This window comes from Arthrobacter sp. APC 3897 (assembly GCF_030407495.1).
Lineage (GTDB): Bacteria > Actinomycetota > Actinomycetes > Actinomycetales > Micrococcaceae > Arthrobacter_B.
In genome coordinates, this window is sequence record NZ_JASDDG010000002.1 from 133,765 (window position 1) to 155,767 (window position 22,003).

23 protein-coding genes and 1 riboswitch are annotated in these 22,003 nt (G+C 64.2%); of the genes, 11 read left to right on the forward strand and 12 right to left on the reverse strand.

Annotation, left to right across the window (positions count from 1 at the left end):
- Positions 1-16: 16 nt before the first annotated feature.
- The 3 genes from dctP to QMA10_RS01775 all read left to right on the forward strand — a co-directional run bounded on the left by dctP (position 17) and on the right by QMA10_RS01775 (position 3,797).
- A complete protein-coding gene (gene dctP, locus QMA10_RS01765; protein ID WP_290165576.1) occupies positions 17-1,315 on the forward strand; it encodes a TRAP transporter substrate-binding protein DctP in 1,299 nt (432 codons plus the stop codon).
- A 371-nt stretch (positions 1,316-1,686) separates the two neighbouring features.
- The gene (locus QMA10_RS01770; RefSeq protein ID WP_290165578.1) at positions 1,687-2,235 is read left to right on the forward strand and encodes a TRAP transporter small permease; all 549 of its coding nucleotides are present in this window, start codon (positions 1,687-1,689) and stop codon (positions 2,233-2,235) included.
- Between the two features lie 11 nt (positions 2,236-2,246).
- Complete coding sequence (locus QMA10_RS01775; protein ID WP_290165580.1) at positions 2,247-3,797, forward strand: TRAP transporter large permease; 1,551 nt, start codon at positions 2,247-2,249, stop codon at positions 3,795-3,797.
- Between the two features lie 806 nt (positions 3,798-4,603).
- Here the strand turns inward: QMA10_RS01775 and QMA10_RS01785 are convergent.
- The 6 genes from QMA10_RS01785 to gcvP all read right to left on the reverse strand — a co-directional run bounded on the left by QMA10_RS01785 (position 4,604) and on the right by gcvP (position 12,363).
- Complete coding sequence (locus QMA10_RS01785) at positions 4,604-5,026, reverse strand: ChaB family protein (protein WP_290165582.1); 423 nt, start codon at positions 5,024-5,026, stop codon at positions 4,604-4,606.
- Positions 5,027-5,115: 89 nt separating this feature from the next.
- Positions 5,116-6,531: an L-serine ammonia-lyase gene (locus QMA10_RS01790; RefSeq protein WP_290165584.1), complete on the reverse strand. Its 1,416-nt coding sequence runs from the start codon at positions 6,529-6,531 to the stop codon at positions 5,116-5,118.
- Positions 6,532-6,540: 9 nt separating this feature from the next.
- A complete protein-coding gene (gene glyA, locus QMA10_RS01795; RefSeq protein ID WP_290165586.1) occupies positions 6,541-7,842 on the reverse strand; it encodes a serine hydroxymethyltransferase in 1,302 nt (433 codons plus the stop codon).
- A complete protein-coding gene (gcvH, locus tag QMA10_RS01800; protein ID WP_290165587.1) occupies positions 7,839-8,216 on the reverse strand; it encodes a glycine cleavage system protein GcvH in 378 nt (125 codons plus the stop codon). The genes glyA and gcvH overlap by 4 nt, the downstream gene beginning before the upstream one ends.
- 99 nt (positions 8,217-8,315) lie before the next feature.
- Entirely contained in the window at positions 8,316-9,437 is a 1,122-nt protein-coding gene (gcvT, locus tag QMA10_RS01805) for a glycine cleavage system aminomethyltransferase GcvT (RefSeq protein WP_290165589.1), read from the reverse strand.
- 19 nt (positions 9,438-9,456) lie between these two features.
- On the reverse strand, positions 9,457-12,363 hold the full coding sequence (gene gcvP / locus QMA10_RS01810) for an aminomethyl-transferring glycine dehydrogenase (protein WP_290165590.1): 2,907 nt from the start codon (positions 12,361-12,363) through the stop codon (positions 9,457-9,459).
- Between the two features lie 150 nt (positions 12,364-12,513).
- A riboswitch (glycine riboswitch) is annotated at positions 12,514-12,633 on the reverse strand.
- A gap of 279 nt (positions 12,634-12,912) precedes the next feature.
- On the opposite strand from gcvP, the gene cycA reads away from it, so the two are divergent.
- On the forward strand, positions 12,913-14,403 hold the full coding sequence (gene cycA / locus QMA10_RS01815; protein ID WP_290165592.1) for a D-serine/D-alanine/glycine transporter: 1,491 nt from the start codon (positions 12,913-12,915) through the stop codon (positions 14,401-14,403).
- Between the two features lie 97 nt (positions 14,404-14,500).
- On the opposite strand, the gene QMA10_RS01820 is transcribed toward cycA, so the two are convergent.
- Positions 14,501-14,959, reverse strand: a complete 459-nt coding sequence (locus QMA10_RS01820; RefSeq protein WP_290165594.1) for a GNAT family N-acetyltransferase — start codon at positions 14,957-14,959, stop codon at positions 14,501-14,503.
- Between the two features lie 60 nt (positions 14,960-15,019).
- Here QMA10_RS01820 and QMA10_RS01825 point away from each other — a divergent pair, with 60 nt between their 5' ends.
- From QMA10_RS01825 to QMA10_RS01835, 3 genes are read left to right on the forward strand one after another with little or no spacing between them, the layout of a single operon-like run.
- Positions 15,020-15,727, forward strand: a complete 708-nt coding sequence (locus tag QMA10_RS01825) for a histidine phosphatase family protein (protein WP_290165596.1) — start codon at positions 15,020-15,022, stop codon at positions 15,725-15,727.
- Positions 15,728-15,736: 9 nt separating this feature from the next.
- Complete coding sequence (locus QMA10_RS01830) at positions 15,737-16,291, forward strand: DUF3090 family protein (RefSeq protein ID WP_290165598.1); 555 nt, start codon at positions 15,737-15,739, stop codon at positions 16,289-16,291.
- A complete protein-coding gene (locus tag QMA10_RS01835) occupies positions 16,291-17,058 on the forward strand; it encodes an SCO1664 family protein (RefSeq protein ID WP_290165600.1) in 768 nt (255 codons plus the stop codon). Before QMA10_RS01830 ends, QMA10_RS01835 begins: the two co-directional genes overlap by 1 nt.
- Positions 17,059-17,124: 66 nt before the next feature.
- Here QMA10_RS01835 and QMA10_RS01840 read toward each other — a convergent pair whose 3' ends face one another.
- The 5 genes from QMA10_RS01840 to QMA10_RS01860 form a co-directional block, all read right to left on the reverse strand.
- Positions 17,125-17,724, reverse strand: coding sequence for a hypothetical protein (locus QMA10_RS01840; protein WP_290165601.1), 600 nt, complete (start codon positions 17,722-17,724; stop codon positions 17,125-17,127).
- A gap of 29 nt (positions 17,725-17,753) precedes the next feature.
- Positions 17,754-18,320: a DUF6286 domain-containing protein gene (locus QMA10_RS01845; protein WP_290165603.1), complete on the reverse strand. Its 567-nt coding sequence runs from the start codon at positions 18,318-18,320 to the stop codon at positions 17,754-17,756.
- Positions 18,317-18,736, reverse strand: coding sequence for an Asp23/Gls24 family envelope stress response protein (locus tag QMA10_RS01850; RefSeq protein WP_290165605.1), 420 nt, complete (start codon positions 18,734-18,736; stop codon positions 18,317-18,319). The genes QMA10_RS01845 and QMA10_RS01850 overlap by 4 nt, the downstream gene beginning before the upstream one ends.
- Complete coding sequence (locus QMA10_RS01855; RefSeq protein WP_290165607.1) at positions 18,733-18,912, reverse strand: hypothetical protein; 180 nt, start codon at positions 18,910-18,912, stop codon at positions 18,733-18,735. The genes QMA10_RS01850 and QMA10_RS01855 overlap by 4 nt, the downstream gene beginning before the upstream one ends.
- 69 nt (positions 18,913-18,981) lie before the next feature.
- Positions 18,982-19,437 carry an Asp23/Gls24 family envelope stress response protein gene (locus QMA10_RS01860; protein WP_290165751.1) on the reverse strand — a complete coding sequence of 152 codons (456 nt, stop codon included), beginning with the start codon at positions 19,435-19,437 and terminating at the stop codon, positions 18,982-18,984.
- A gap of 221 nt (positions 19,438-19,658) precedes the next feature.
- Between QMA10_RS01860 and QMA10_RS01865 the strand changes: the two genes are divergently transcribed.
- The 4 genes from QMA10_RS01865 to QMA10_RS01880 are packed head-to-tail and all read left to right on the forward strand — an operon-like array spanning position 19,659 to position 21,963.
- A complete protein-coding gene (locus QMA10_RS01865; protein WP_290165609.1) occupies positions 19,659-20,369 on the forward strand; it encodes an RNA polymerase sigma factor in 711 nt (236 codons plus the stop codon).
- Positions 20,360-20,920, forward strand: a complete 561-nt coding sequence (locus tag QMA10_RS01870; protein WP_290165611.1) for a hypothetical protein — start codon at positions 20,360-20,362, stop codon at positions 20,918-20,920. Before QMA10_RS01865 ends, QMA10_RS01870 begins: the two co-directional genes overlap by 10 nt.
- Entirely contained in the window at positions 20,913-21,314 is a 402-nt protein-coding gene (locus QMA10_RS01875) for an Asp23/Gls24 family envelope stress response protein (RefSeq protein ID WP_290165613.1), read from the forward strand. The genes QMA10_RS01870 and QMA10_RS01875 overlap by 8 nt, the downstream gene beginning before the upstream one ends.
- A 7-nt stretch (positions 21,315-21,321) precedes the next feature.
- Positions 21,322-21,963: a hypothetical protein gene (locus QMA10_RS01880; protein WP_290165615.1), complete on the forward strand. Its 642-nt coding sequence runs from the start codon at positions 21,322-21,324 to the stop codon at positions 21,961-21,963.
- Positions 21,964-22,003 lie beyond the last annotated feature (40 nt).

The window sequence follows — 22,003 nt, forward strand, 5'->3', positions numbered from 1 at the left end:
TCGAAGGAGAGAATGAATGAAGGCACGAAGCGCTCTACCCGCATTACCCCGCTTGACAACTTTGATCGCTGGGGTCTCAATCCTTTCCCTGGCCCTCACCGCCTGTGCCGGCAGCGCCGGAGGCAACGGCGCCGGAAGTAATGGATCCGTCGATACCGCCGGCTTTGAGTTCGGTGCGTCCCAAGAGGTGATCGACAAGGCACTGGCTGACCTCGACCCCGTTACCATCACTTACCAACCGGCCGCAGCCTCACCGGACTCCACCTTGGCCCCCTTCGTGACCGGGTTCAAAGAGATCATCGAAGAACGTTCCGGCGGCAAGATCAAGGTAGATATTGTCTACGGACAGGCCATCGCTGGTTACGGCGAAGTGCACGACGCCCTAGCCGATGGTCGTCTGGATATGGCCTACACCCTGCCGATTTATGAACCGGAAGAATTTCCCGCCTTCAATGATCTGGCCACCGTCATGGCCGCACTACCTAACTCTCCCTTTCAACAAGAATTAATCAACTATGTGATGGGCGCTGAACTCGGTTGGAATAACGAGTCCATTATCCAGGGCTATACGGATAAGAACCTCGTTCCTTTGACACCATTGGCGGCCCGAGGTATTTTCTACCCCATTTGCTCCACGCCCGTTACTAGCCTCGGCGACTTGAAAGGAAAACAGGCCCGTATAGGTTCCGCGGCCCAAGGCAAGCAGCTGAACGCTCTTGGTGGCTCTCCGGTGTCGCTGGAATACGCAGAAACTTATGAAGCTCTCCAACGCGGGACGGTTGACTGCACAATGTTCCAACTCGTTGCCGCAGTTGAGAGCGGCTTCCTGGAAGTTGCACCCAACATCGGTCACACAACAACCAGTACCTTCGCTAGTGCGCCCGGCGCCGTCCTGGCCGGCTCCAGTTTCCAAAACTTTCCGCTTCCGTACCAGCAGCTCATCTTTGATGCCAACCTAGAATCGGCCTTGGGTGGGATGGAAACCATCATGAAGGGCAAAGCCGAAGCGATTCAACAGGCCAAGGCTGCTGGCGGAAAGATCTCTGCTTTCGACAATGAAGTGCTCAAATCACTCGAAGACCAATCGAAAGTGCTCACGGAGGAAGCTGTAGCAAATGGACTCCTCGACGAGAACACCCTCAATACCATCAGCGAATCTCAATCGCATTGGGAGGAGACGTTTGAGGCTCTTGGCTACGTCGATGAGGGCTCCCTTGAGGAGCTGGATAAATGGTACGACAAGAATACCGACTTCAAGCCATACGTAGATGCAGCCATAGAACAGGGCACTGCACTAGAACACCGCCCCAATTGATGGACATAGGGTTCCTGATGCTGTGCGCAGGAATATGACTCCACCTCTGCTCATATGGATCGGTCTTGCGCACAATTAAAACGGGCTCCAGAACCAAGACTATCCGGATCGTGTGTAGGACCAGCACGTGTTGACCCGGTATCGAGCCCGGACTCAGGCACCTAGGTGGTCGCTAGCCGCAACCGCGAATAGCGACCACCTCTTTTCCGACACTCCATACTCACTACCCGGGACACTCGCCAATATCGCGGTATGAATGTGCGCACTCAAGCGGCACCTTTCAGGAGACGAGGACTGGCGTTGTATCCGGTATAAAACCGAGAGGAAGGCGGGGCTCCCGCTGATTCCCAAACGAAAGCGAGGTGACTTCGATGAACCGACTGACCGAAGGTCTCAAAAGGGTGTTGTTGGTACTGACCGCGATTGCGGTGGTGACGACGATGCTGCACGTGGTCGCTCACGGACTACTGCGTTTTTTCTTCAACGCTCCGATTCATGGCACGACCGAAATTGTATCGTTCTGGTACATGCCCGTGATCGCGTTGCTGGGCATTCCTGCGGCTCATCTTCAGAAGGAACACATCACCGTCACGCTGTTGGTAGAGAACGTCGGCTGGCGGATTCAGAGAATCTTCCTCGTCTTCGCTTGCGTGATGGGGGCAATGGTAAGCGTTGGATTCAGCGTCTTCGGTTTCCAGAAGGCCCTGGACAAAATGTCAGTGGGAGCAACCGCCGGTGTGACCGACATTATTTCGTGGCCGGTGTACTTCCTCGTTCCGTTGGTCTTCGTCGTTCTGGCCGTCCTGTACGTAAACGACATCGTCGTTGCTTGCAGCAACGGCCCAGAGGTCGTTAGCCCCCGTGAGCCGGTTAAGGCAAAACCGTCCACTGAACCGCTCTCTGAGGCACCAGTCTCCTAACGAAGGGCCCTATGATGACAGCTTCGACCAGCACCACCCATGACGATGGCGGCGTAATCGTGAACGGCCAACAGCCATCCCTCCTAACATCCGGGAAGTTGCTGCCGTCGGGCAACCGACGCAAGCCCGGTAAGATCGCACTGACCGTCTGCTTCATCCTTCTGGGCATTTGCGTGGCCGGACTCTTCACCAGCACCTCCGGGCCTATAGCCGGCATGTGGTGCGTAGCACTGATGATTCTGCTGCTATTCATGTCCGTGCCCGTCGCGTTCTCGTTGTCGATCCCCAGCATCCTTGGCGCCTATGCACTTTCCGGTGTTCCCGCAACGATAAATATTCTCGGCACATCCCCTTTCAATGCAGTCTCGTCCTGGACGTACTCCGTGCTGCCCATGTTCATCTTCATGGGTATGCTGTTATCCCATTCCGGCATGGCTACCCGTATCTACCGGGCCACTGACCGGTGGTTGTCCTGGTTACCTGGCGGCAGCGGAATCGGTACCGTTGCCGCCGGCGCTGGGTTAGCATCGGTATCTGGCTCCACCATCGGCATGACCTATACGCTTGGCCGCACGGGTATCCCGGAGATGCTTCGAGCTGGCTATGACAAGCGCATTGCCGTTGGCACCGTCCTCGTCGCAGGTCTGCCCGGCGCACTCATCCCGCCTTCGATGCTGATGGTGGTCTATGCTGGAATCGCATCAGTCCCGGTCGGCCCTCAGCTCATGGCAGGCGCGGTGCCGGGTGTTCTCATCGCAGTCACTTTCAGTATCTTCATCTTCTGCCTAAGCCTCTTTGCCCCCTCGCTGGTCGGTCGTAGTAAGAATTCCGCTGCCCGGAGGACCCCCGCCACATGGCGCCAGCGCTTCCAGTCCCTTGGTGAAATTTGGGGCTTCCCGCTCATCATGGTTGTTCTCTTCGGCGGTATGTTCTCTGGTGCCTTCACACCCACGGAAGCTGGCGCCGCCGCCGCTCTAACTGCGATGCTGCTGACGTTATGGTACAAAAGGAATGATGACCCGCTCGGCAGTGTCTCCCGTGCCGCCGTATCCACCGTCTCGGCGACCGCCTCGATCTTCTTTATCCTCATCGGCGCGGCAATGCTCACAAAAATGCTGGCTATCACCGGTCTTGCAACGCTCCTCACGGACTACATCACCGGACTTGGGCTGAACCGCATCGGGTTCCTCCTCGTGCTCGTCCTGCTCTATCTCATCATGGGGATGTTCTTCGACACCCTGTCAATGATGCTTCTGACCATTCCGATTCTTTTGCCTACCCTGGCAGCGATGGACATCAGCGCTCTCTGGTTTGGTGTTTTCGTCATCCTGCTGGCGGAAATCGGTATGATCACCCCGCCCGTGGGCATCCTGTCCTTCGTCGTCCACAACATCACGAAGAACCCCGAGGTTAACCTTGGCCAGAGCATTACTCTCAAGGACATCTTTACCTCTCTGCTGTGGTTCCTACCCGTTGCGGTCCTCTTCATCATCCTCATGATTGCCGTGCCACAGATGGCCGAATGGCTACCCGATCTCCTCGAACGGGCCGCCGGGGCCTAGTTCAATAAGATTCTCCGGCAGCTTCTCATCTGCGTTCTTCGGACCTCAGCAGATCAACGGGACATGCTTCCCCGCATACGCCTCCGACGGTGATGAACGACCTATAGCAAGAGGTTATGGGCACGCACTCATAAGGGTGCCACCTGGGGTGTCTCAGTTCCTCAGAATTGAGACACCCACCAGGATTTTCTCACCCCACCTTTGGAGAACATGTGGGGCGGCGCGATGTGGATCTTAACCAATTCTTTTTGTTTGGGGTAAGTGCTGAAGGAGTTTGATGAACCTGTTTTCACCTCGGGGTGCCGGGCTGCGGCACTCAGTGGTGTTATGCGTTAAGGAACCATGCTTGTGGGTTGCCTGGGTCTGGCCAGGAATGTGACGGGACCTAATGTTGACTTTGGTGAACTGTGATCGGGTGCGGGAGAGTTTTCCATGGTCCAAGACTTGCCGCTGCCGTGTCGTCGACCAGTGCGGTTAGTTTCTTTCAGCCATGTCGACACTGAATTGTGGAGCGGGGCACCTGGCGCAGCCACGGGGTTGGCCCTTCAAGCGCACCTGGGGTTCCGCCGAGGTGTTTAACGCCTTGCCCCACATCCCCGCACGCCGACCCAGAAAACACCAAAATTTTCTAAAATAAATCAAAGACCTGCCCTGCCGAGATGACCAGCGAAGGCCTGTACCTGGCGCAGCAGTAGGTGGCCTCGGTCCTCACATCGCTGCCGCTGGTCCTGGCTGGATGGGTGCCCCAGAAGCGGTTGGTCCGTGGCCTGTCGATGGGTGCCGTGAAGTAAGCGCCAAGCGGCAGCCTAGTTTTCCCGGGACTTCCGCGTTTCCCTGTCATTGGCCTTCTGGATGGCTTTGACCAATTCGGGCTTGGTCATGCTGGAGCGGCCGGAAATGTCCAGCTTCGAGGCGATCTCATAAAGGTGTTTCTTGGTGGCCTTGGCATTCACCCCGCCGGCGGTTTCCGCGGCGGAGTCCCTGCCTCGTTCAGCCCTCTCATCCGAGGGTCCGGACCCGTCTTTGGGCTCCCACCGGTCGCCGACTTTTTCATAGGTGCGCTTCAGTGCTGCATAGGCCGTACGCGCAGCGCGTTCCTCATCGCCGTACTCGTCAACCGCGGAATCGTAGGTCTTTGCGAACGTATCCTGCGCCTTCTTATCCGAACGCTGCAGAGTTGAAGGCAGTTCACTCTTCTTGGCGGAATCATTCTTTCCGGTCTTGGGCATTGCTCTTCCTTTCCGGCAGGTGCAGTACTAAGTACCCTTACTGTCTACCAAAGGAGGGGCAGCGGCTCAACCCGCTGCAGACCCGAAACTCAGCACTCCACCACGTTGACGGCCAATCCGCCAAGTGCGGTTTCCTTGTACTTTGAGCTCATGTCGCGGCCGGTTTCCCGCATAGTCACGATGACTTCATCGAGGGAGACACGGTGGTCGCCGTCGCCCCAGAGCGCCATCTTCGCCGCGTTCACGGCCTTGGCCGCGCCGATGGCGTTGCGCTCGATGCACGGAACCTGCACCAACCCGCCAATGGGATCACAGGTCAGGCCCAGGTTGTGCTCCATCGCGATTTCGGCGGCGTTTTCCACCTGCTCCGGGGTGCCGCCAAGAATTTCGGCCAGCCCGGCTGCGGCCATGGAGGACGCCGATCCCACCTCGCCCTGGCAGCCCACCTCCGCGCCGGAGATGGAGGCCTGCTCCTTGTAAAGCACGCCCACGGCAGCGGCCGCGAGCAGGAACCGCACGACGACGTCGTCCTTCTGTTCCTGCGTGGCGTTTTCCATCCCGGGACCGTAGTGGGTGGCATAAAACATGACGGCGGGAATGATGCCGGCGGCGCCGTTGGTGGGTGCGGTGACCACCCGCCCGCCGGAGGCGTTTTCCTCGTTGACGGCCAGCGCCACGAGGTTCACCCATTCCTGCCAGAATTTCGGATCCCGGTTCGGGTCTTCGGCGCGCAGCCGGGTGTGCCAGGCCGGTGCACGACGGCGGACCTTTAGTCCGCCGGGCAGCAGGCCGGTGCGGCGGATGGCTGAGTTTTTGCACTCTTCCATCACGTCGCGGATGTGCAGCAGGCCGGAGCGGATTTCTTCTTCGGTCCGGGACGCTTTTTCGTTGGCGAGCATGACCTCGGAGATGCTCAGCCCGTTGTTCGTGCAGTGTTTCAGGAGGCCGACGGCGGTGCGGAAGGGGAACGGAAGCTGCGCCTTGGTGGACTCCAGCTCCTCGCGGGCGGCGTCTTCTTCTCCCTCGCGCACAATGAACCCGCCGCCCACGGAGAAGAACGTTGCCGCGTGCAGCACCGACCCGTCGGCAGCGGAAGCGGCGAACTTCATGCCGTTGGTGTGGCGCGGCAGGACGGTGAGCGGATGCAGGACGATGTCCGCTTCCCCGTACTCCAGCACGCAGGCGCCGGCACCGGGGACCTGCGAGCACAGCTGCAGTTTTCGGGTTGATTCAATGGCTGCGAGGCGTTCCTCAACCTCTTCGGGCAGGATTTTTTCCGGGGCGAAGCCTTCCAGTCCCAGCAGCACCGCAGTCATGGTGCCGTGGCCGCGGCCGGTCGCCGCGAGTGACCCGTACAGATCAACACGGAGACCGGCCACGGAATCCAGGATGCCGGCGTCGACCAGTTCCGCCGCGAAGACGGCAGCGGCACGCATCGGGCCCACGGTGTGTGAGCTCGACGGGCCGATGCCCACGGAGAACAGGTCAAAAACGCCAACAGCCATGGAGATTCCTTAGACGCGTGCGGGTGAGGAGGCCAGGTCGGCTACCTCGGTGTACATCGGATGCGCTTCGGCCAGCGCGGTGACGCGTGCCTTCAGCTCTGAAAGGTCATCATCCGCGCCGGCAACCAGTGCCAGCGCGATAATGTCCGCCACTTCACGGAAGGCGTCTTCATCAAAGCCGCGGGTGGCCAGGGCCGGGGTGCCGATCCGCAGGCCCGAGGTCACCATCGGCGGCCGCGGGTCGAACGGAACAGCGTTGCGGTTCACGGTGATGTCGATCTGCGCCAGCCGGTCTTCGGCTTCCTGCCCGTTGAGCTCGGCGTTGCGCAGGTCCACCAGCACCAGGTGCACGTCGGTGCCGCCGGAGACCACGGAGATACCCTTGGCGGCGACGTCGTCGGCCAGCAGCCGCCCGGCGAGGATGCGGGCACCGGCGAGGGTGCGCTCCTGGCGTTCCTTGAACTCAGGCGTGCCGGCGATCTTCAGCGCGGTGGCCTTGCCTGCGATGACGTGCTCCAGCGGTCCGCCCTGCTGTCCGGGGAACACTGCCGAGTTGATCTTCTTGGCAATGTCCGCGTCGTTGGAGAGGATGATGCCGCCGCGCGGACCCGCGAGGGTTTTGTGCGTGGTGGAGGTGACCACGTGAGCGTGGGGCACCGGGCTGGGATGCAGTCCGGCGGCCACCAGGCCGGCGAAGTGGGCCATGTCCACCATCAGGTAGGCACCTACTTCATCGGCGATGCGGCGGAATTCCGCGAAGTCCAGCTGGCGGGCGTATGCGGACCAGCCGGCCACGATCAGCTTCGGCCGGTGCTCGCGGGCGAGGCGCTCCACCTCGGTCATGTCCACCTGGTGGGTGTCTTCGGCAACGTTGTACGGGACCACGTTGTACAGGCGGCCGGAGAAGTTGATCTTCATGCCGTGCGTGAGGTGCCCGCCGTGCGCCAGGGACAGGCCCAGGATGGTGTCGCCGGGACGGATCAGGGCGTGCATCACCGAGGCGTTGGCCTGCGCGCCGGAGTGCGGCTGCACATTCGCGAAGTTTGCGCCGAACAGGTCCTTGGCGCGGTCGATGGCCAGCTGCTCAATGACATCCACGTATTCGCAGCCGCCGTAGTAGCGGCGTCCCGGGTAGCCTTCGGCGTACTTGTTGGTCAGCACCGAACCCTGGGCTTCCATGATGGCTACGGAGGTGTGGTTTTCCGAGGCGATCATTTCCAGGCCGGACTGCTGGCGGCGGCGCTCGTTGTCGATCTGCTCCGCCACCTCCGGATCAATCTGCGCGAGGTGGGAATTCAGGTAATCGGTCACAGCTCGCCGCCGTTCTTTTCTGCGTACTCCTCGGCGCTGAGCAGTTCACCCTCGGACGTGGTGTTGACCGTGAAGAGCCAGCCGGCGCCGTACGGGTCCTCGTTCAGCAGGGCCGGGTTGTCGATGGCGTCCTGGTTGACCTCAACGATTTCGCCGGAGACCGGTGCGTACAGGTCGGACACGGACTTGGTGGACTCGACCTCGCCGCAGGTCTCGCCGGCGGTGACGACGGACCCAACCTCGGGCAGGTCCACGTACACCACGTCGCCCAGGGCGTCGGCTGCGACGGCGGAGATGCCAACCTTCACGGGGCTGGAACCGTCCACCCACTCGTGCTCTGCCGAATAACGGAGTCCTGCGTTCACTTTGCTCATGGGGTTGCCTTTCGGTGCATGTGGAGTTCTGCGGGTTAGTTCAAAGTCTAGGTCGGCACTGCGGCAGCACGGCATTTTGCCGTGCTGCCGGCGGGGAAGTTACTGTCCGCGCTTGTAGAACGGCAGCGCGACGACGGTGAAGGGCTCAGGCTTGCCGCGCAGGTCCACCTGAACTTCGGTGCCGGGCTCCGTGAAGGCGTTGTCCACATAGGCCAGGGCGATCGGATAGCCCAGTGTGGGGCTCGGCGCACCGGACGTGACCTCGCCGATCACGGCGCCGTCGGAAAGGACCGGATAGTGCGAGCGGCCGGCGCGGCGGCCGGAGCCCTTAAGACCCACGAGGCGGCGGGCCGGAGCCTGCTGCTTCTTGGTTTCCAGCGCGGCGCGGCCAACAAAGTCCCCCTCCTTGGAGAGGGCGACAACGGGGCCCAGGCCTGCGGCGTAGGGATCCAGCTCCAGGGTGAGTTCATTGCCGTACAGCGGCATGCCCGCCTCCAGCCGCAGCGAGTCGCGGCAGGCCAGACCGGCGGGGATCAGCCCCCGGTCCGCTCCGGCGTCGAGCAGTGCAGCCCAGAGGATGGGGGCGGCGTCGTTGGGAACGTAGATTTCGAAGCCGTCCTCGCCGGTGTAGCCGGTGCGGGCCACCAGCAGGTCTGCGCTCCAGGCGCCCAGCGCCATCGGTACCTTCGCGGCGGCGTAGTACTTCATCTCCGTCACCAGGTCCCGGTCCGCGGCCGGGACCAGGGCCAGCAGGATGGCCTCCGCATTGGGTCCCTGCACAGCCACCAGTGAGGTGTCGTCGGAGATGTTGTTGACGGTGACGTCAAAGCCCCCGGCCCGGGCCGCCAGTTCCGCGGCAACCACCGGTGCATTGCCGGCGTTGGGCACCACCAGGTAGGTGTCGTCGTCGAGCCGGTAGCTGATCAGGTCATCGATGATCCCGCCGTCGGCGTTTGTGATCAGCGAGTACTTGGCACGGCCTACCTTCACGGCGGACAGCTTGCCCACCAGCGCATAGTCCAGGAAGGCGCCGGCATCGGGGCCCGTGACCTTCACCTCACCCATGTGGGAGAGGTCAAACAGGCCCGCGGCTTTGCGGACGGCGTGGTGTTCGGCCAGTTCCGAGCTGTATTTCAGCGGCATCTGCCAGCCGCCGAAGTCAGTGAAAGAAGCGCCGAGGCGTTTGTGCTCTTCGTAGAGCGCGGTGAATTTCTCAGTCATTGTTCTTGGCCTTTGCGCTCTAGTTTTCGAAGTCTTCAATGGGCGGGCAGGAGCAGATGAGGTTGCGGTCCCCGGCTGCGCCGTCGATCCGGCCCACCGGCGGGAAGTACTTGTCCATCCGCTGGCTGCGCATCGGGAAGGCTGCCTGTTCGCGCGGGTAGGCGCGGTCCCACTCATTGCCGGCCAGCACGACGGCGGTGTGCGGCGCGTTGCGCAGCGGGCTGCCTTCCAGGGTGAAGTCCCCGGCGGCCACCTGGTCGATTTCGGCACGGATGGCAATCATGGCGTCAATAAACCGGTCAATTTCACCCAGGTCCTCGGACTCGGTGGGCTCCACCATCAGGGTGCCGGCCACCGGGAAGGACAGCGTGGGGGCGTGGAATCCGTAGTCCACCAGGCGCTTGGCCACGTCTTCGGCGCTGACACCGGTCTTGGCGGTGAGGTCGCGCAGGTCCAGGATGCATTCGTGCGCCACGAGACCGCCGCGGCCGGTGTACAGCACCGGGAAGTACTCGTTGAGCCGGGTTGCCACATAGTTGGCGGCCAGCAGTGCGCTCTTGGTGGCTTCGGTAAGGCCAACGCCCCCCATGAGGTTTACGTAGGCCCAGGAGATGGGCAGGACGCCGGCGGAGCCGAACCGGGAGGCGGAGACGGGGATGTCCTCACCTTCGGTCCAGGTGGCTGCGTCGCCGGGCAGGAACGGTGCCAGGTGGGACTTCACAGCCACCGGGCCGACGCCGGGACCGCCGCCGCCGTGCGGGATGCAGAAGGTCTTGTGCAGGTTCAGGTGCGAGACGTCGCCGCCGAATTCGCCCGGCTGCGCCAGGCCCACCAGCGCGTTGAGGTTGGCACCGTCGATGTATACCTGGCCGCCCGCCTCATGGACGGCGTCGCAAACGTCCCGGACGTCGTCGTCGAACACGCCGTGGGTGGAGGGGTACGTGATCATGATGGCAGCCAGATTGTCCCGGTGCGCATCGATCTTGGCGCGCAGGTCAGCGTGGTCAATGGCGCCGTCACCGGCGGTGGCAACCACCACCACCTTCATTCCGGCCAGGACTGCGGAGGCCGCGTTGGTGCCGTGCGCGGAGGCGGGGATCAGGCAGACGGTGCGCTGGTCATCGCCGCGGGAGTGGTGGTAGCCGCGGATGGCCAGCAGACCGGCCAGTTCACCCTGCGAGCCGGCGTTGGGCTGGATGGACACCTTGTCATAACCGGTGATGACCGCGAGCTTCTCTTCGAGGTCCGCGATCAGTTCGCGCCAGCCTTCGGTCTGGGAATCCGGGGCGAAGGGGTGGATGGAGGCGAACTCCGGCCAGGTCATGGCCTGCATTTCAGCGGTGGCGTTGAGCTTCATGGTGCACGAGCCCAGCGGGATCATGGTGCGGTCCAGGGCCAGGTCCCGGTCCGAGAGGCGGCGAAGGTAGCGCAGCATCTGGGTTTCGGAGCGGTAGGAGGAGAACACCGGGTGGGTCATGAAGTCCGAGGTGCGCAGGACGTCGTCGGCCAGCTCGAAGCCTTCCGGCTCTGCGGCGGAGTCAAGAGCGGCACCGAAGGCGGCGGCAACGTCGACAAGGACAGCCGGCGTCGTGGTCTCATCGCAGGAGATGCCCACGGTGTCCGCATCGATGCTGCGCAGGTTGATGCCGCGGGCCTCGGCTGCGGCAACAATCTCGGCGGCGCGGCCGGGAACGCGGGCCGTGACGGTGTCGAAGAAGCTGGTGTGCAGGAGCTCGATGCCGGCGGCCTGCAGGGCGGCCGCGAGGGTCCGGGCGGAGTTGTGGGCGCGGCGGGCAATCCGCGTCAGGCCTTCGGGGCCGTGGTACACGGCGTACATGGAGGCCACGATGGCCAGCAGCGCCTGTGCGGTGCAGATGTTGGAGGTGGCCTTCTCGCGGCGGATGTGCTGCTCGCGGGTCTGCAGTGCCAGCCGGTAGGCCGGGGTGCCGGCTGAGTCCTTGGACACACCCACCAGGCGGCCGGGCAGCGAACGCTCCAGGCCCTTGCGGACGGCCATGTAGGCGGCGTGCGGGCCGCCGAAGAAGAGCGGAACGCCGAAACGCTGCACGGAACCGACGGCAATGTCAGCGCCCTGCTCGCCGGGAGGCGTGATGAGGGTCAGGGCCAGCAGGTCCGCGGCCACGGTGACCAGTGCGCCGCGTTCCTTGGCTTCTGCAATCAGGGCTTCCTGGTTGCGGACCACGCCGGAAACGCCCGGCTGCTGCAGGACCAGGCCGGTGATGTCGCCCTCGGGCAGTCCGTTGGCCAGATCGGCAACGATCACGTCGAAGCCCAGGGCCTTGGCCCGGCCCTTCACCACGGCGATGGTCTGCGGCAGGGTTTCCGAGTCCAGCACGATGGCACCGTTTGACTTGGACTTGTTGGAGCGGCGCATCAGCAGCACCGCCTCTGCCACGGCGGTGGCTTCGTCCAGGAGGGACGCGTTGGCGATGGGCAGGGCGGTGAGGTCCTGGACCATGGTCTGGAAGTTCAGCAGCGCTTCGAGCCGGCCCTGGGAGATTTCGGGCTGGTAGGGAGTGTAGGCGGTGTACCAGGCGGGGTCCTCGACGACGTTGCGCAGGATCACCGGCGGGGTGTGGGTGCCGTAGTAGCCCTGGCCGATCATCTGCACGGCCGTCTTGTTCTTGCCGGCGATGGCGCGCAGCTGCGCCAGCGTCTCTTCTTCGGAGCGGGCGGGATCCAGCACCAGCGGGCTGGCCTGACGGATGGCCGCGGGAACGGCCATGTCTGCCAGTGCATTCAGGGAGTCGTATCCCACAGCCTTGAGCATGGCCTCTGCGGAGCCGGCGCGGGCACCGATGTGGCGGTCAACAAAGCCCTCGGCAACAGGTGCGGACTGGGCGGAGCCGAGGTGGTTCGCGGCGGCTGTGGCGGGGGTTTCGGCAGTGGACAGATCAGCAGTCATTCTGGGCTCCTGGAAAGGCAGACGGGGTACGCCAACTAACGTTGGGTCCTCCCCGCTCTGTATTGGACCTGAGAGATTCCGCGGAGACTAGCCGCTTGCACCGTCGGTGAGTTCCGCACGCAGGGTGCGGAAACTGCTTTCCAGAGTTGCCTCGCCATGGCGGTACAGGGGCCTGAGAGATTCCCGGGGAGGGTTTGCTCCTACGGCGCCCGCCGATGCATTACCCCCGAGAGGAGGCTGCAGGTAACGGGACTCTCCCGCCACGGCTGATAAAGGCATATTCACTTATGTGTTTCCACCTGTGACCCTACCCTCCCGCAGGTGGGCCATCAAGAATGTGACGCCCGCCGCACCCTGTTTGACGCCGACAGGTGCTCTTCGGCACCTATTTGCCGGTGGAGGGGCACCAAATTGACATCACGCGGCGGGGAATTCCACACTGGAATGTCGGCGGTGGCGCCAGCATCTTTCTTACGGCCTGGGTACGATCCTTCCGTGCGCGTGGCGACGCCACGCGCGCCGGCGGGTGCCTAATCAAGAAAGATCCCCATGTCCGACCGCCTGACCCGCCCCACCTCCGCCGAGAATTCTCCCGGCATAAAAAGCTCTTCAGAGCCGGAACTCTCCCGCTCCCTCTCCAGCCGCCACATCCAGCTCCTGGCCATCGGCGGCGCCATTGGAACGGGCCTGTTCATGGGCTCCGGAAAAACCATTTCAGTGGCCGGACCCTCCGTGATCTTCGTCTACATGGCCATCGGCTTCATGCTGTTCTTTGTCATGCGGGCTATGGGCGAGCTGCTGCTCTCCAATCTCAAGTACAAGTCCTTCACCGATTTCTCCGCCGACCTCCTGGGCCCCTGGGCCGGATTCTTCACCGGCTGGACCTACTGGTTCTGCTGGGTGGTCACCGGCATAGCGGACGTGGTGGCCATTGCGCACTACGTCACCTTCTGGTGGGCGGACGCCCCGCTGTGGATACCCGCGCTGGCCTGCATCCTAGTGCTGGTGGCGCTGAACCTTCCCACGGTGAAGGCCTTCGGCGAGACCGAATTCTGGTTTGCCCTGATCAAGATCCTGGCCATCGTCACCCTCATTGTGGTGGGCCTGGTGATGATCTTCACCCGCTTCAACTCCGGCGACGGCAACGTGGCCGGCTTCAACAACCTCTGGGAGCACGGCGGCTTGTTCCCCACCGGCCCCATGGGCTTTGTGGCCGGGTTCCAGATTGCCGTCTTCGCCTTCGTGGGCATTGAGCTGGTGGGCACGGCGGCAGCCGAAACCAAGGATCCGGAAAAGAACCTTCCCCGCGCCATCAACTCCATCCCGCTGCGCATCATGCTCTTCTATGTAGGCGCCCTGGTGGTCCTGATTTCCGTGGTGCCGTGGGATGAATTCAGTGCGGATGAAAGCCCGTTTGTGGGCATGTTTGCCCTGGCCGGACTGGGCGCCGCAGCTGCCGTGGTGAACTTCGTGGTCCTGACCTCCGCCGCCAGTTCGGCAAATTCCGGGATATATTCCACCTCCCGCATGGTTTTCGGCCTGGCGCACGACGGCGACGCCCCCCGGGCGTTCGGCCGCCTGTCACGGCGCAAGGTGCCCCAGAACGCACTGTTCTTCTCCTGCACCTTCCTGCTCGGCGGCGTCGTCCTGCTCTATGCCGGCGAATCGGTCAGCGCGGCCTTCACCCTGGTGACCACCATCTCGGCACTGTGCTTCATGTTTGTCTGGACCATCATCCTGCTCAGCTACCTGGCGTACCGGAAGCGCCGGCCGCAGCTGCACGAAGCGTCGACGTTCAAGCTGCCCGGCGGCGTGGTGATGGTCTACGTGGTGCTGGCATTCTTCGCCTTCATCCTCTGGGCACTGACCACCCAGGCTGACACCCTGCAGGCCCTGCTGGTGACCCCCATCTGGTTTGCGCTGCTGGGCGTTGTCTACGCATTCCTGCGCCGCACTCCGCTGCACCAGGCACGGGTGGCGGAGTACCAGGCCATGGCGGCAGCCGAGCGGGGTGCGCTGCAGCGGGAGACCGCCGAGTAACCCTCAGTGGCACCGGAGCGGTGAGCACCCTGAACGCCGGACGGCAGGTGCTCACCGCTCCGCTGCAGGCAGCCCCCGTCAGGCTGCGGGCCCCGCGTCAGGATTCAGCAGGGACCCTGCTGAAGAGCAGGTACCCGCCGTCCCGGCCCGCAGGCTGATAACCCGCGGCCTCATAGAGCAGACGGGCCGGGTTGTTTCGGTGAACACCCAGCTTGAGCACACGGACTCCGCGTGCGGCTGCCTCCTGCTCGAACGTCTCCAGCAGAAGCCGGCCGATTCCCTGCCGGCGGCGGCCGCCCAGAACATGGATCGATGCCAGGGTGGCGCAGTCATCCTTGAGGGTCCACATCGCGTACCCGAGCGGCTTCCCGGAATCGTCAACGGAAAAGACCGTGCGCGGGAGGCAGTCAATCCAGTCTGCGAGGTTCAGCTCAAGGGCTGCCATCCACCCCTGGAGCGCTTCCGGCTCGTTGGTCTCCATGTACTCGCGCTCTTTGCTGAAGATAAACGGCAGATCGTTCACTTCGGCGGGACGGAGGTGTGCGGGAGAGCTCATGGACTAGAGCATCTCACGTGTGTTCACCCTGCTGCGGGACGGGGTGGCTAGGCTATGGGGATGGCAACAGTAATCCTCGTGCGGCACGGCCGCACCACTGCAAACGCCTCCGGGCTGCTCGCCGGACGGACCCCCGGCGTCGAACTGGACGAGGCCGGCCGCGGCCAGGCCGCCGTGACCGGGGACCGGCTCGCCGTCGTGCCCCTTGCGGGTGTGGTGTCGAGTCCGCTCGAACGGTGCCGGCAGACAGCACAGTTCATTCTGGACCGCCAGGCCGGCACCCCGCATGCTCCGGTGGAGCAGGAGTTGACCGAGTGCGATTACGGCCGGTGGCAGGGCCGGATGCTTGGGGACCTGGCGAAGGAGGAGCTGTGGAAGACCGTGCAGTCCCAGCCCTCCGCCGTCACCTTCCCCGGCGGTGAATCCATGGCGGCGATGCAGGCGCGTTCGGTCGCGGCGATCCGCCGCCATGATGCCGCGTTCGAGGCCGAGCACGGTCCCGGTGCCGTCTGGGCGGCGGTGAGCCACGGGGACATCATCAAGTCTGTCCTGGCCGACGCGCTCGGCATGCATCTGGATTTGTTCCAGCGCCTTACGGTGGGCCCGGCCTCCGTATCAATCGTGCATTACGGCAAGGGCCGACCCACCGTTTTTGCCACCAATACCGACGCCGGAGACCTCTCCTGGCTGGCCGTTCCCCCGGCATCAGAGGATGCGCCGGTGGGCGGAGGCGCAGGACATGCGGCGCCTCCGGCCGAAGGAGCCTAAAGTAGTCCTATGCCTACAACCGTTCACGAGTTCGCCTGGCCTGACCGCGTCGTCGTCGGCACTGTCGGCGTTCCGGGACAGCGCACGTTCTACCTGCAGGTGCGCACCGGAAAACAGCTCGTCAGCATTGCCCTGGAGAAACAGCAGTCGGCCCAGCTCGCCGAGAAGATCGATGAGATCCTCGACCAGCTCATGACCGTCGACGGCAATCCCTTCCACGTTCCCGCCAGCACTCCCCTGGAACTCGTCGACAATGACGACCTTGAGGCCGTGCAGGAACAGTTCCGCGCCGGAGTGATGAGCCTGGGCTGGGACCCGACGACGGCGCAGCTTGTCATCGAGGCTTACCCGCTCGAAGAGGTGGATGAGGACGATGACGGGTTCCTCGAGGAGGACGACGACGCCGACCCCGCCGAGGTGCTCCGGGTCAGCATGCCGGTGGGCGCCGCCCGCGCCTTTGCCAAGCGCACACGGGAGATCGTGGGTGCCGGGCGTCCAATCTGCGTGATCTGCGGCCAGCCGATCGACGCCGGCGGACACACCTGCACGTTCCCCGGAGCCTGATGCCCGCGCAGGACCCGGTCACCGCGGAGCTGACCCTCACCGGCCGCATTACGACGGCGTCCAACGCCACCTTCCTGGGCAGCATCGGCGATGCCGCCGTGGTCTACAAACCGATGGCAGGCGAGAAGCCGCTGTGGGATTTTCCCGACGGGTTCCTCGCCCACAGGGAGGTGGCCGCCTATCTGGTCTCGGAGGCGACAGGATGGAACCTCGTGCCGCGCACCTGGCTGCGGGACGGTCCGCTGGGTGCCGGCATGGTGCAGCTCTGGCAGGACACCGATCCGGAGCAGACGGCCGTGGACCTGGTTCCTGCAGCTGATATGCCCGAAACCGGCTGGAAAGAGGTGCTCGAAGGCGAGGACCAAAGCGGGCAGATTGTTGCCCTCATTCACGAAGACACTCCGGCGCTCCGCCGGATGGCCGTGTTTGACGTCCTGGTCAACAATGCCGACCGCAAGGGCGACCACGTCCTCGCCATGCCCGGCGGGCACCGGTACGGAGTGGACCACGGGCTGACCTTCCACAGCGAGCACAAACTGCGGACGGTGCTGTGGGGATGGATCGGGGAGGCACTGAGCGCCGAGGAACTCGCAGGTATTGACCGGGTTCTCGAAGGATTGCAGGGCGGACTCGGCCGGCGGCTGGCGGACCTGCTCACCGCCGAGGAGCTTGCGGCCTTTGCAGCGCGCTGCGCCCGGCTGCGTTCAGCAGGGCAGTTCCCCGCTCCCGGCGGCGGGATGCCTGCAGTGCCCTGGCCGCTGTTCTAAGAACAGAGGGAAAACCGGGGTGCGGCGATCCGCGCAGAGGGGAGGTCCGGTTCGGACGGCACGGCCCTAATAAACCACAGTTCCGCCCGAGGTCACCGGACCGCCGGAAAGCCCCTGTTTGTTACTCGCCTCCAGCTGGACTCCCAGACTGTGCAGCGGATTCTCCAGCGCCATCGCCAGGTGGGGCACCACGGCTCCCTCAATCCGGTCCATGACTTCGCGGATGTCCGCCCAGGCATTGACCGTGACCTTGAGCGTCAGGTCCGGCGCCTCGGCGGTTCCGCGCAGCAGTGCCGTGGAGCCAACCACCCCGGGAATCCGGTCCGTGTCATCCTGCACAGCCGCTGCCAGCACCGACGGATTGCAGGCGGTGATGCCGCGCGCAGGATTCTCCTGCAGCCTGAAGGTATCCGCCGCAACGCGCCGCGGAATCTGGGTCAGCATCCACCACAGCCCCAGGGTTCCCAGGATCAGACCGGCAATCAGGACTGCTCCGGGCGCATAGCCGGCCCCCGTGACCTCCTCCGGCGGCCCGGACAGGACCGGGCTTTCGGATGCTCCCGCTGTTCCCGAAGCCAGCAGCAGGAGATAGGCACCTGCCGCCAGGCAAAGCAGCGCAAGGATGGTCAGCCAAACACGGTTGGCGGTACCGGCATGCTGGCGCATGGTGTTCCCCTTCAGTTGTCAGCGGCCCTTCAGCGGCCGGACCGGATAGAAACGCTAATGTTCGGCACCGGGTCCAGGCCGGACGCCTGAAGCCGGGAGCGGACGCCGTCGGTGACCCAGTGCTGCAGGTCGGCGGTGTCGTGCAGCGGCGTGTAAACGGACACATGCACGGCTTTGTCCGAGGCCGTTGCCGAGGCCGAGCCAACGCCGTCGATATGTTCACAGGTGGCCGCTGCCAGCCGTGCAACAGCGCGGCGCGACATCACCGCACGGCTGTCTCCGCTGACCTCCCGGATGGGGTCCAGCCGCAGCGGAAGCGCGTGAAACTTTCCGGGAACCAGCACTGTCAGCAGCAGCACCAGCCCAATGGCGGCGAGGATGATGCCGACGGTCCAGGTTCCGGCGCTGTTCCAGTTCAGCGTGGCAAGCCAGTCCGAAACCGCTGTGAAGAATGGCGGCCACAGCCCCGTCGTCAGCCGGGCAACGGCGGCCCACACCAGCATTACTCCCGCAGCCAGCAGCACCAGGGCGCAGATGACGGCGGGGACCGCCCGGCTGGGCCGGGGCCGCAGGGACACCGGCAGGTTCCCGCTCACAGCAGCCTCCGGCGTCCGTCATCGGGTTCCGCCGGCCGCAGCCATGAGATGGTGACATCCACCTGGCGCACCTCCACACCGGTCATCTCGCTGACCCGGCTGGAAATCCGGTCTCGCAGCTGGTTCGTGGCCTGCCGCAGGGGCACCGGATAGGGCAGTCCCACTTCCACCTTGAGCGAGGCAACGTTGCCGGCCAGTTCCACCTTGGCGTCGGGACGGGCGGTGAGGTCCGCCCGTGCGCCGATGCCCAGAAAACCGCCTGAGCTGCCGCCGGCAAAGGTTTCATCCACCACTATTTGGGCGGCCACCTTTTCAAGGACCTTTCGGGACAGAACGGTGCGCCCGCGGTCGCCGGCGTCGAGGTGCTGCCGGCGTGCGGCAGTAGACCTCACATCCTGGATTCCGGCTGTAGTCATCTGCTCGACGCTCTGCCAAACATGGCCTGGACATCAAGCTTGCCGTCGGCAGCCATGCCCACCAGCAGCCCCACCAGACCGAACAACACTGTCAGCAGGAGGGCGTACCACCCGCCAAAAGCCAGCACGACTCCCAGGACCAGGCCCACTGCCAGGCACCATTTAGTTGCGGACATGTTGTCCTCCTTTGCTAATTTTCCGGCGGCACCGCAGCACCTGTCCGGCGGATTTCTTGCACCGAAGCGTTATTCCAACCGGTCCGACGGCTTCTTGCTCACGTCCTGATCGTCGTCGGAATCGTCGTCCGGCAGGTGCACGTCAGTGACGTTGACGTTTACTTCAAGCACTTCCAGTCCGGTGGCATTTTCAACGGAGCGGATCACGTTGCGCCGGATTCCCTGGCTGACCTCCACGATCGAGTAGCCGTACTCCACGACGATGCTGACGTCGATTGCTGCCTGCCGTTCGCCCTTTTCCACACTGATCCCGTTGCTGACGTTGGTCTGGGAACCTGGAATCCGTTCAGTCACGGAGCTGAATACGCGGCGTGCCGCATTACCCATGGCATAGACACCGGGCACCTCGCGGGTGGCCATCCCGGCAAGCTTCTGGACCACCGTTTCCTCGATGGTGGTGTCACCGTGCGGCGTGTGCAGCGGGCCTGTTTTGCGGGCTTGTTCCGTGTCGCCGGTGCCGGCCATGGTGCCCGACGGCGAGGGGACGGCGCCCACGCCCGAGGATTGTCCGCTGCCCGGTGAAGAGGGCACGGGTCCTGACGATGGTCCTGATGATTTCTGAGCATCTGCCATGGTGTTCATCTCCTGCTTGGAACTGGTCCCGTTGGGGAACGCTTGCGAGCTTAAAGACGCAGGGCCGGGGCAATCGTCACACCGTTTGGCAAACTTCCCTCCACTGCCCTCCGATGGGCCCGGACACTGTTCCGCCGGCGCTGACGCTCTGGGATATTGGGGAGGGACCGGCGCATGCCGGACCGACAGGGGCGCCCATGGCTGCGGCTGAATCGCCGGACGAGTCCGGCGCTGTGACTTGGTCACGCGCCGCTGCGCCTGCCGCCGGGTTCAGGGGATTCGATGAGCCCACAGTGGTGGCGCGGGCCCAGGACGGTGATCTTTCCGCCTTCGAGTGCCTGGTGGAGTCTTATCAGGGACGCCTTTTCCGTTTGGCGTACCGGCTGCTCAATGACCGGGGTGACGCGGAAGACGTTGTCCAGGACACCCTGACCGCCAGCTGGCGTGCCCTTCCCGGGCTGGACCGTTCAGGCGCGTTCGGCAGCTGGGTCTATCGGACGGCTACCAACCGGTGCCTCGATGTTCTCCGCCGCCGCGCCGCCCACCCTGAAGACAGCGTCGACTCCACCACCCTTTGGCCTGCCGTCGGTTCCCTGTCCGGCGATCCGCACCGGACGGCAGAACTGGCGGCGCAGTTCGAGTGTTTGTCACGGGCGCTTGCGGAGCTTCCTCCCGACCAGCGTGCCTGCTGGCTGTTGCGGGAAATGCACGGCCAGAGCTACGCGGAAATCGGCGCAGCACTGGGAATTGGGGCGGGCACGGTGCGCGGCCGGCTGGCCCGCGCACGGGAAAAACTTGCGGAGGCGATGAGCCAATGGCATTAGAAATGCACGCTGACCAAGTTGGCTGCGGGCGTACGGTCAACCGTATCTGGCAGGACCTGGTGCAGCCGCCGGACGGGCACACCCGGACCTGCCCGGACTGCCGGACGGTCCGTGCCAATCTGGAGCCGCTGTTCACTGCCACGGCCGTGCTGCGGGACCACGACCTGCGGCACCCGGGCATGAGGCCGCCGTACACGCTGAAAGACAGGGTGCTGGAGGCAGCCTTCCGGCAGATGCGGCGCAGCCCCCGGCTGGTCCTGTGCGGCGCTGCGGACGGAAGGGTGGAAATCAGCGAAGCGGCCCTCGCCGCCGTCGTGCACGACGCAGCGCGCACCATCGGCGGAGTGCGCGCCCGCCGCTGCCGGATTCACCATGAGCCGGAGACAGGCTCCGGACTGCTGATCCATCTGCGCACTGCAGTGGCTCCGGGAGTCGACATCCGCCGGGCCATGGACTCCCTGCGCCTGACCATTCACGACGCCGTGGAAACATCCGTGGGGATTGCGCCGCGGGCGGTCCATCTGACGGTAGAGGATCTGTACGATGACTGAGCGGCCGCTGCACGGCAAGTTGATCGGCAGTTCGGTAATAGCCTCGGTAGCCGCCCGGGCTGCACGCGAGACGCCCGGCATCCTTCGGCTGGGCCCGCCGCTGGGGCAGCTGCTGGCCCGGGTCCGCTCGGCAGCCCGCAACACCCTGCGCCGGGTTCCGGACGCAGGCTACCGGACGGGCCGGGACGGGGTTTTTGCCGCAGTCTCGGGGGGCTGTGCGACCGTTGACGTGGGGGTGGCCACGGATGCCCGGTTCAACGCTCTGGAGGTTGCGGCTGACCTTCAGGAACGCATCCGCGAGGCCCTGCACAGAACCGGAGTCTCCGTGGGCTCCGTGAACGTCACCATCCTCGCCATTGAGGAACCTCCGTCCCCTGCCGCCCCGGGGCGGTGAAACGCGGTTGGGGACGTGGAAAAGCAACTTCACGCAATGGGCACCGGTGTGGGCGGCCGTGCGCGGACTGGAGAGCACCCTGAACGGGGACGCGGTGCTCATGGCTCCTGCCGGCGGGGGCGCACCGCAGTACGTGGTGACCTGGCCCGGGCGGAACACGCCGGGGGCCGCCGCGGAGGTCTCCGCAACACCCGGCGCCCGGCTCACGCTGGTGACCGATGATACGGATACGGCAAGGGAGTTCGCGGCCGGGCAGGGGCTCGCTTCCCTTTCCTCGCTGGCACTGATGAGTGCTGATCCCGCAGACCTTCCGCAGGTTCCGCAGCTGCCCGAAGATGCAGACCTCACCCTCACGGAATCCCGGGACTATTCGGTGGATGAAATTAACGCCTTCGGGGAACCGGTGGCACGCGGGCGGATTGCCGGCGGCGAGGGGTTTGCCGTATTCGGCGGCATGGACATCCGCCGGCCGGACCCTGACCACACCATGGAGACTGCGGTACTGGCGGCCCTGGCCGAGGAAGCAGCAGCGCGGGACCTGCCGCTGATCCTGATGCCGGCCCTGCCCAAGTCCGGTTTCTGGTACGCCCGCCAGGGTTGGACTGCGGAGGCGGAAGTGCTTACCTTCATGCGCACGCTGGATGCCTAAACTTTTCGTCATGTTTTCACTGAATAGACAAAAATATCCA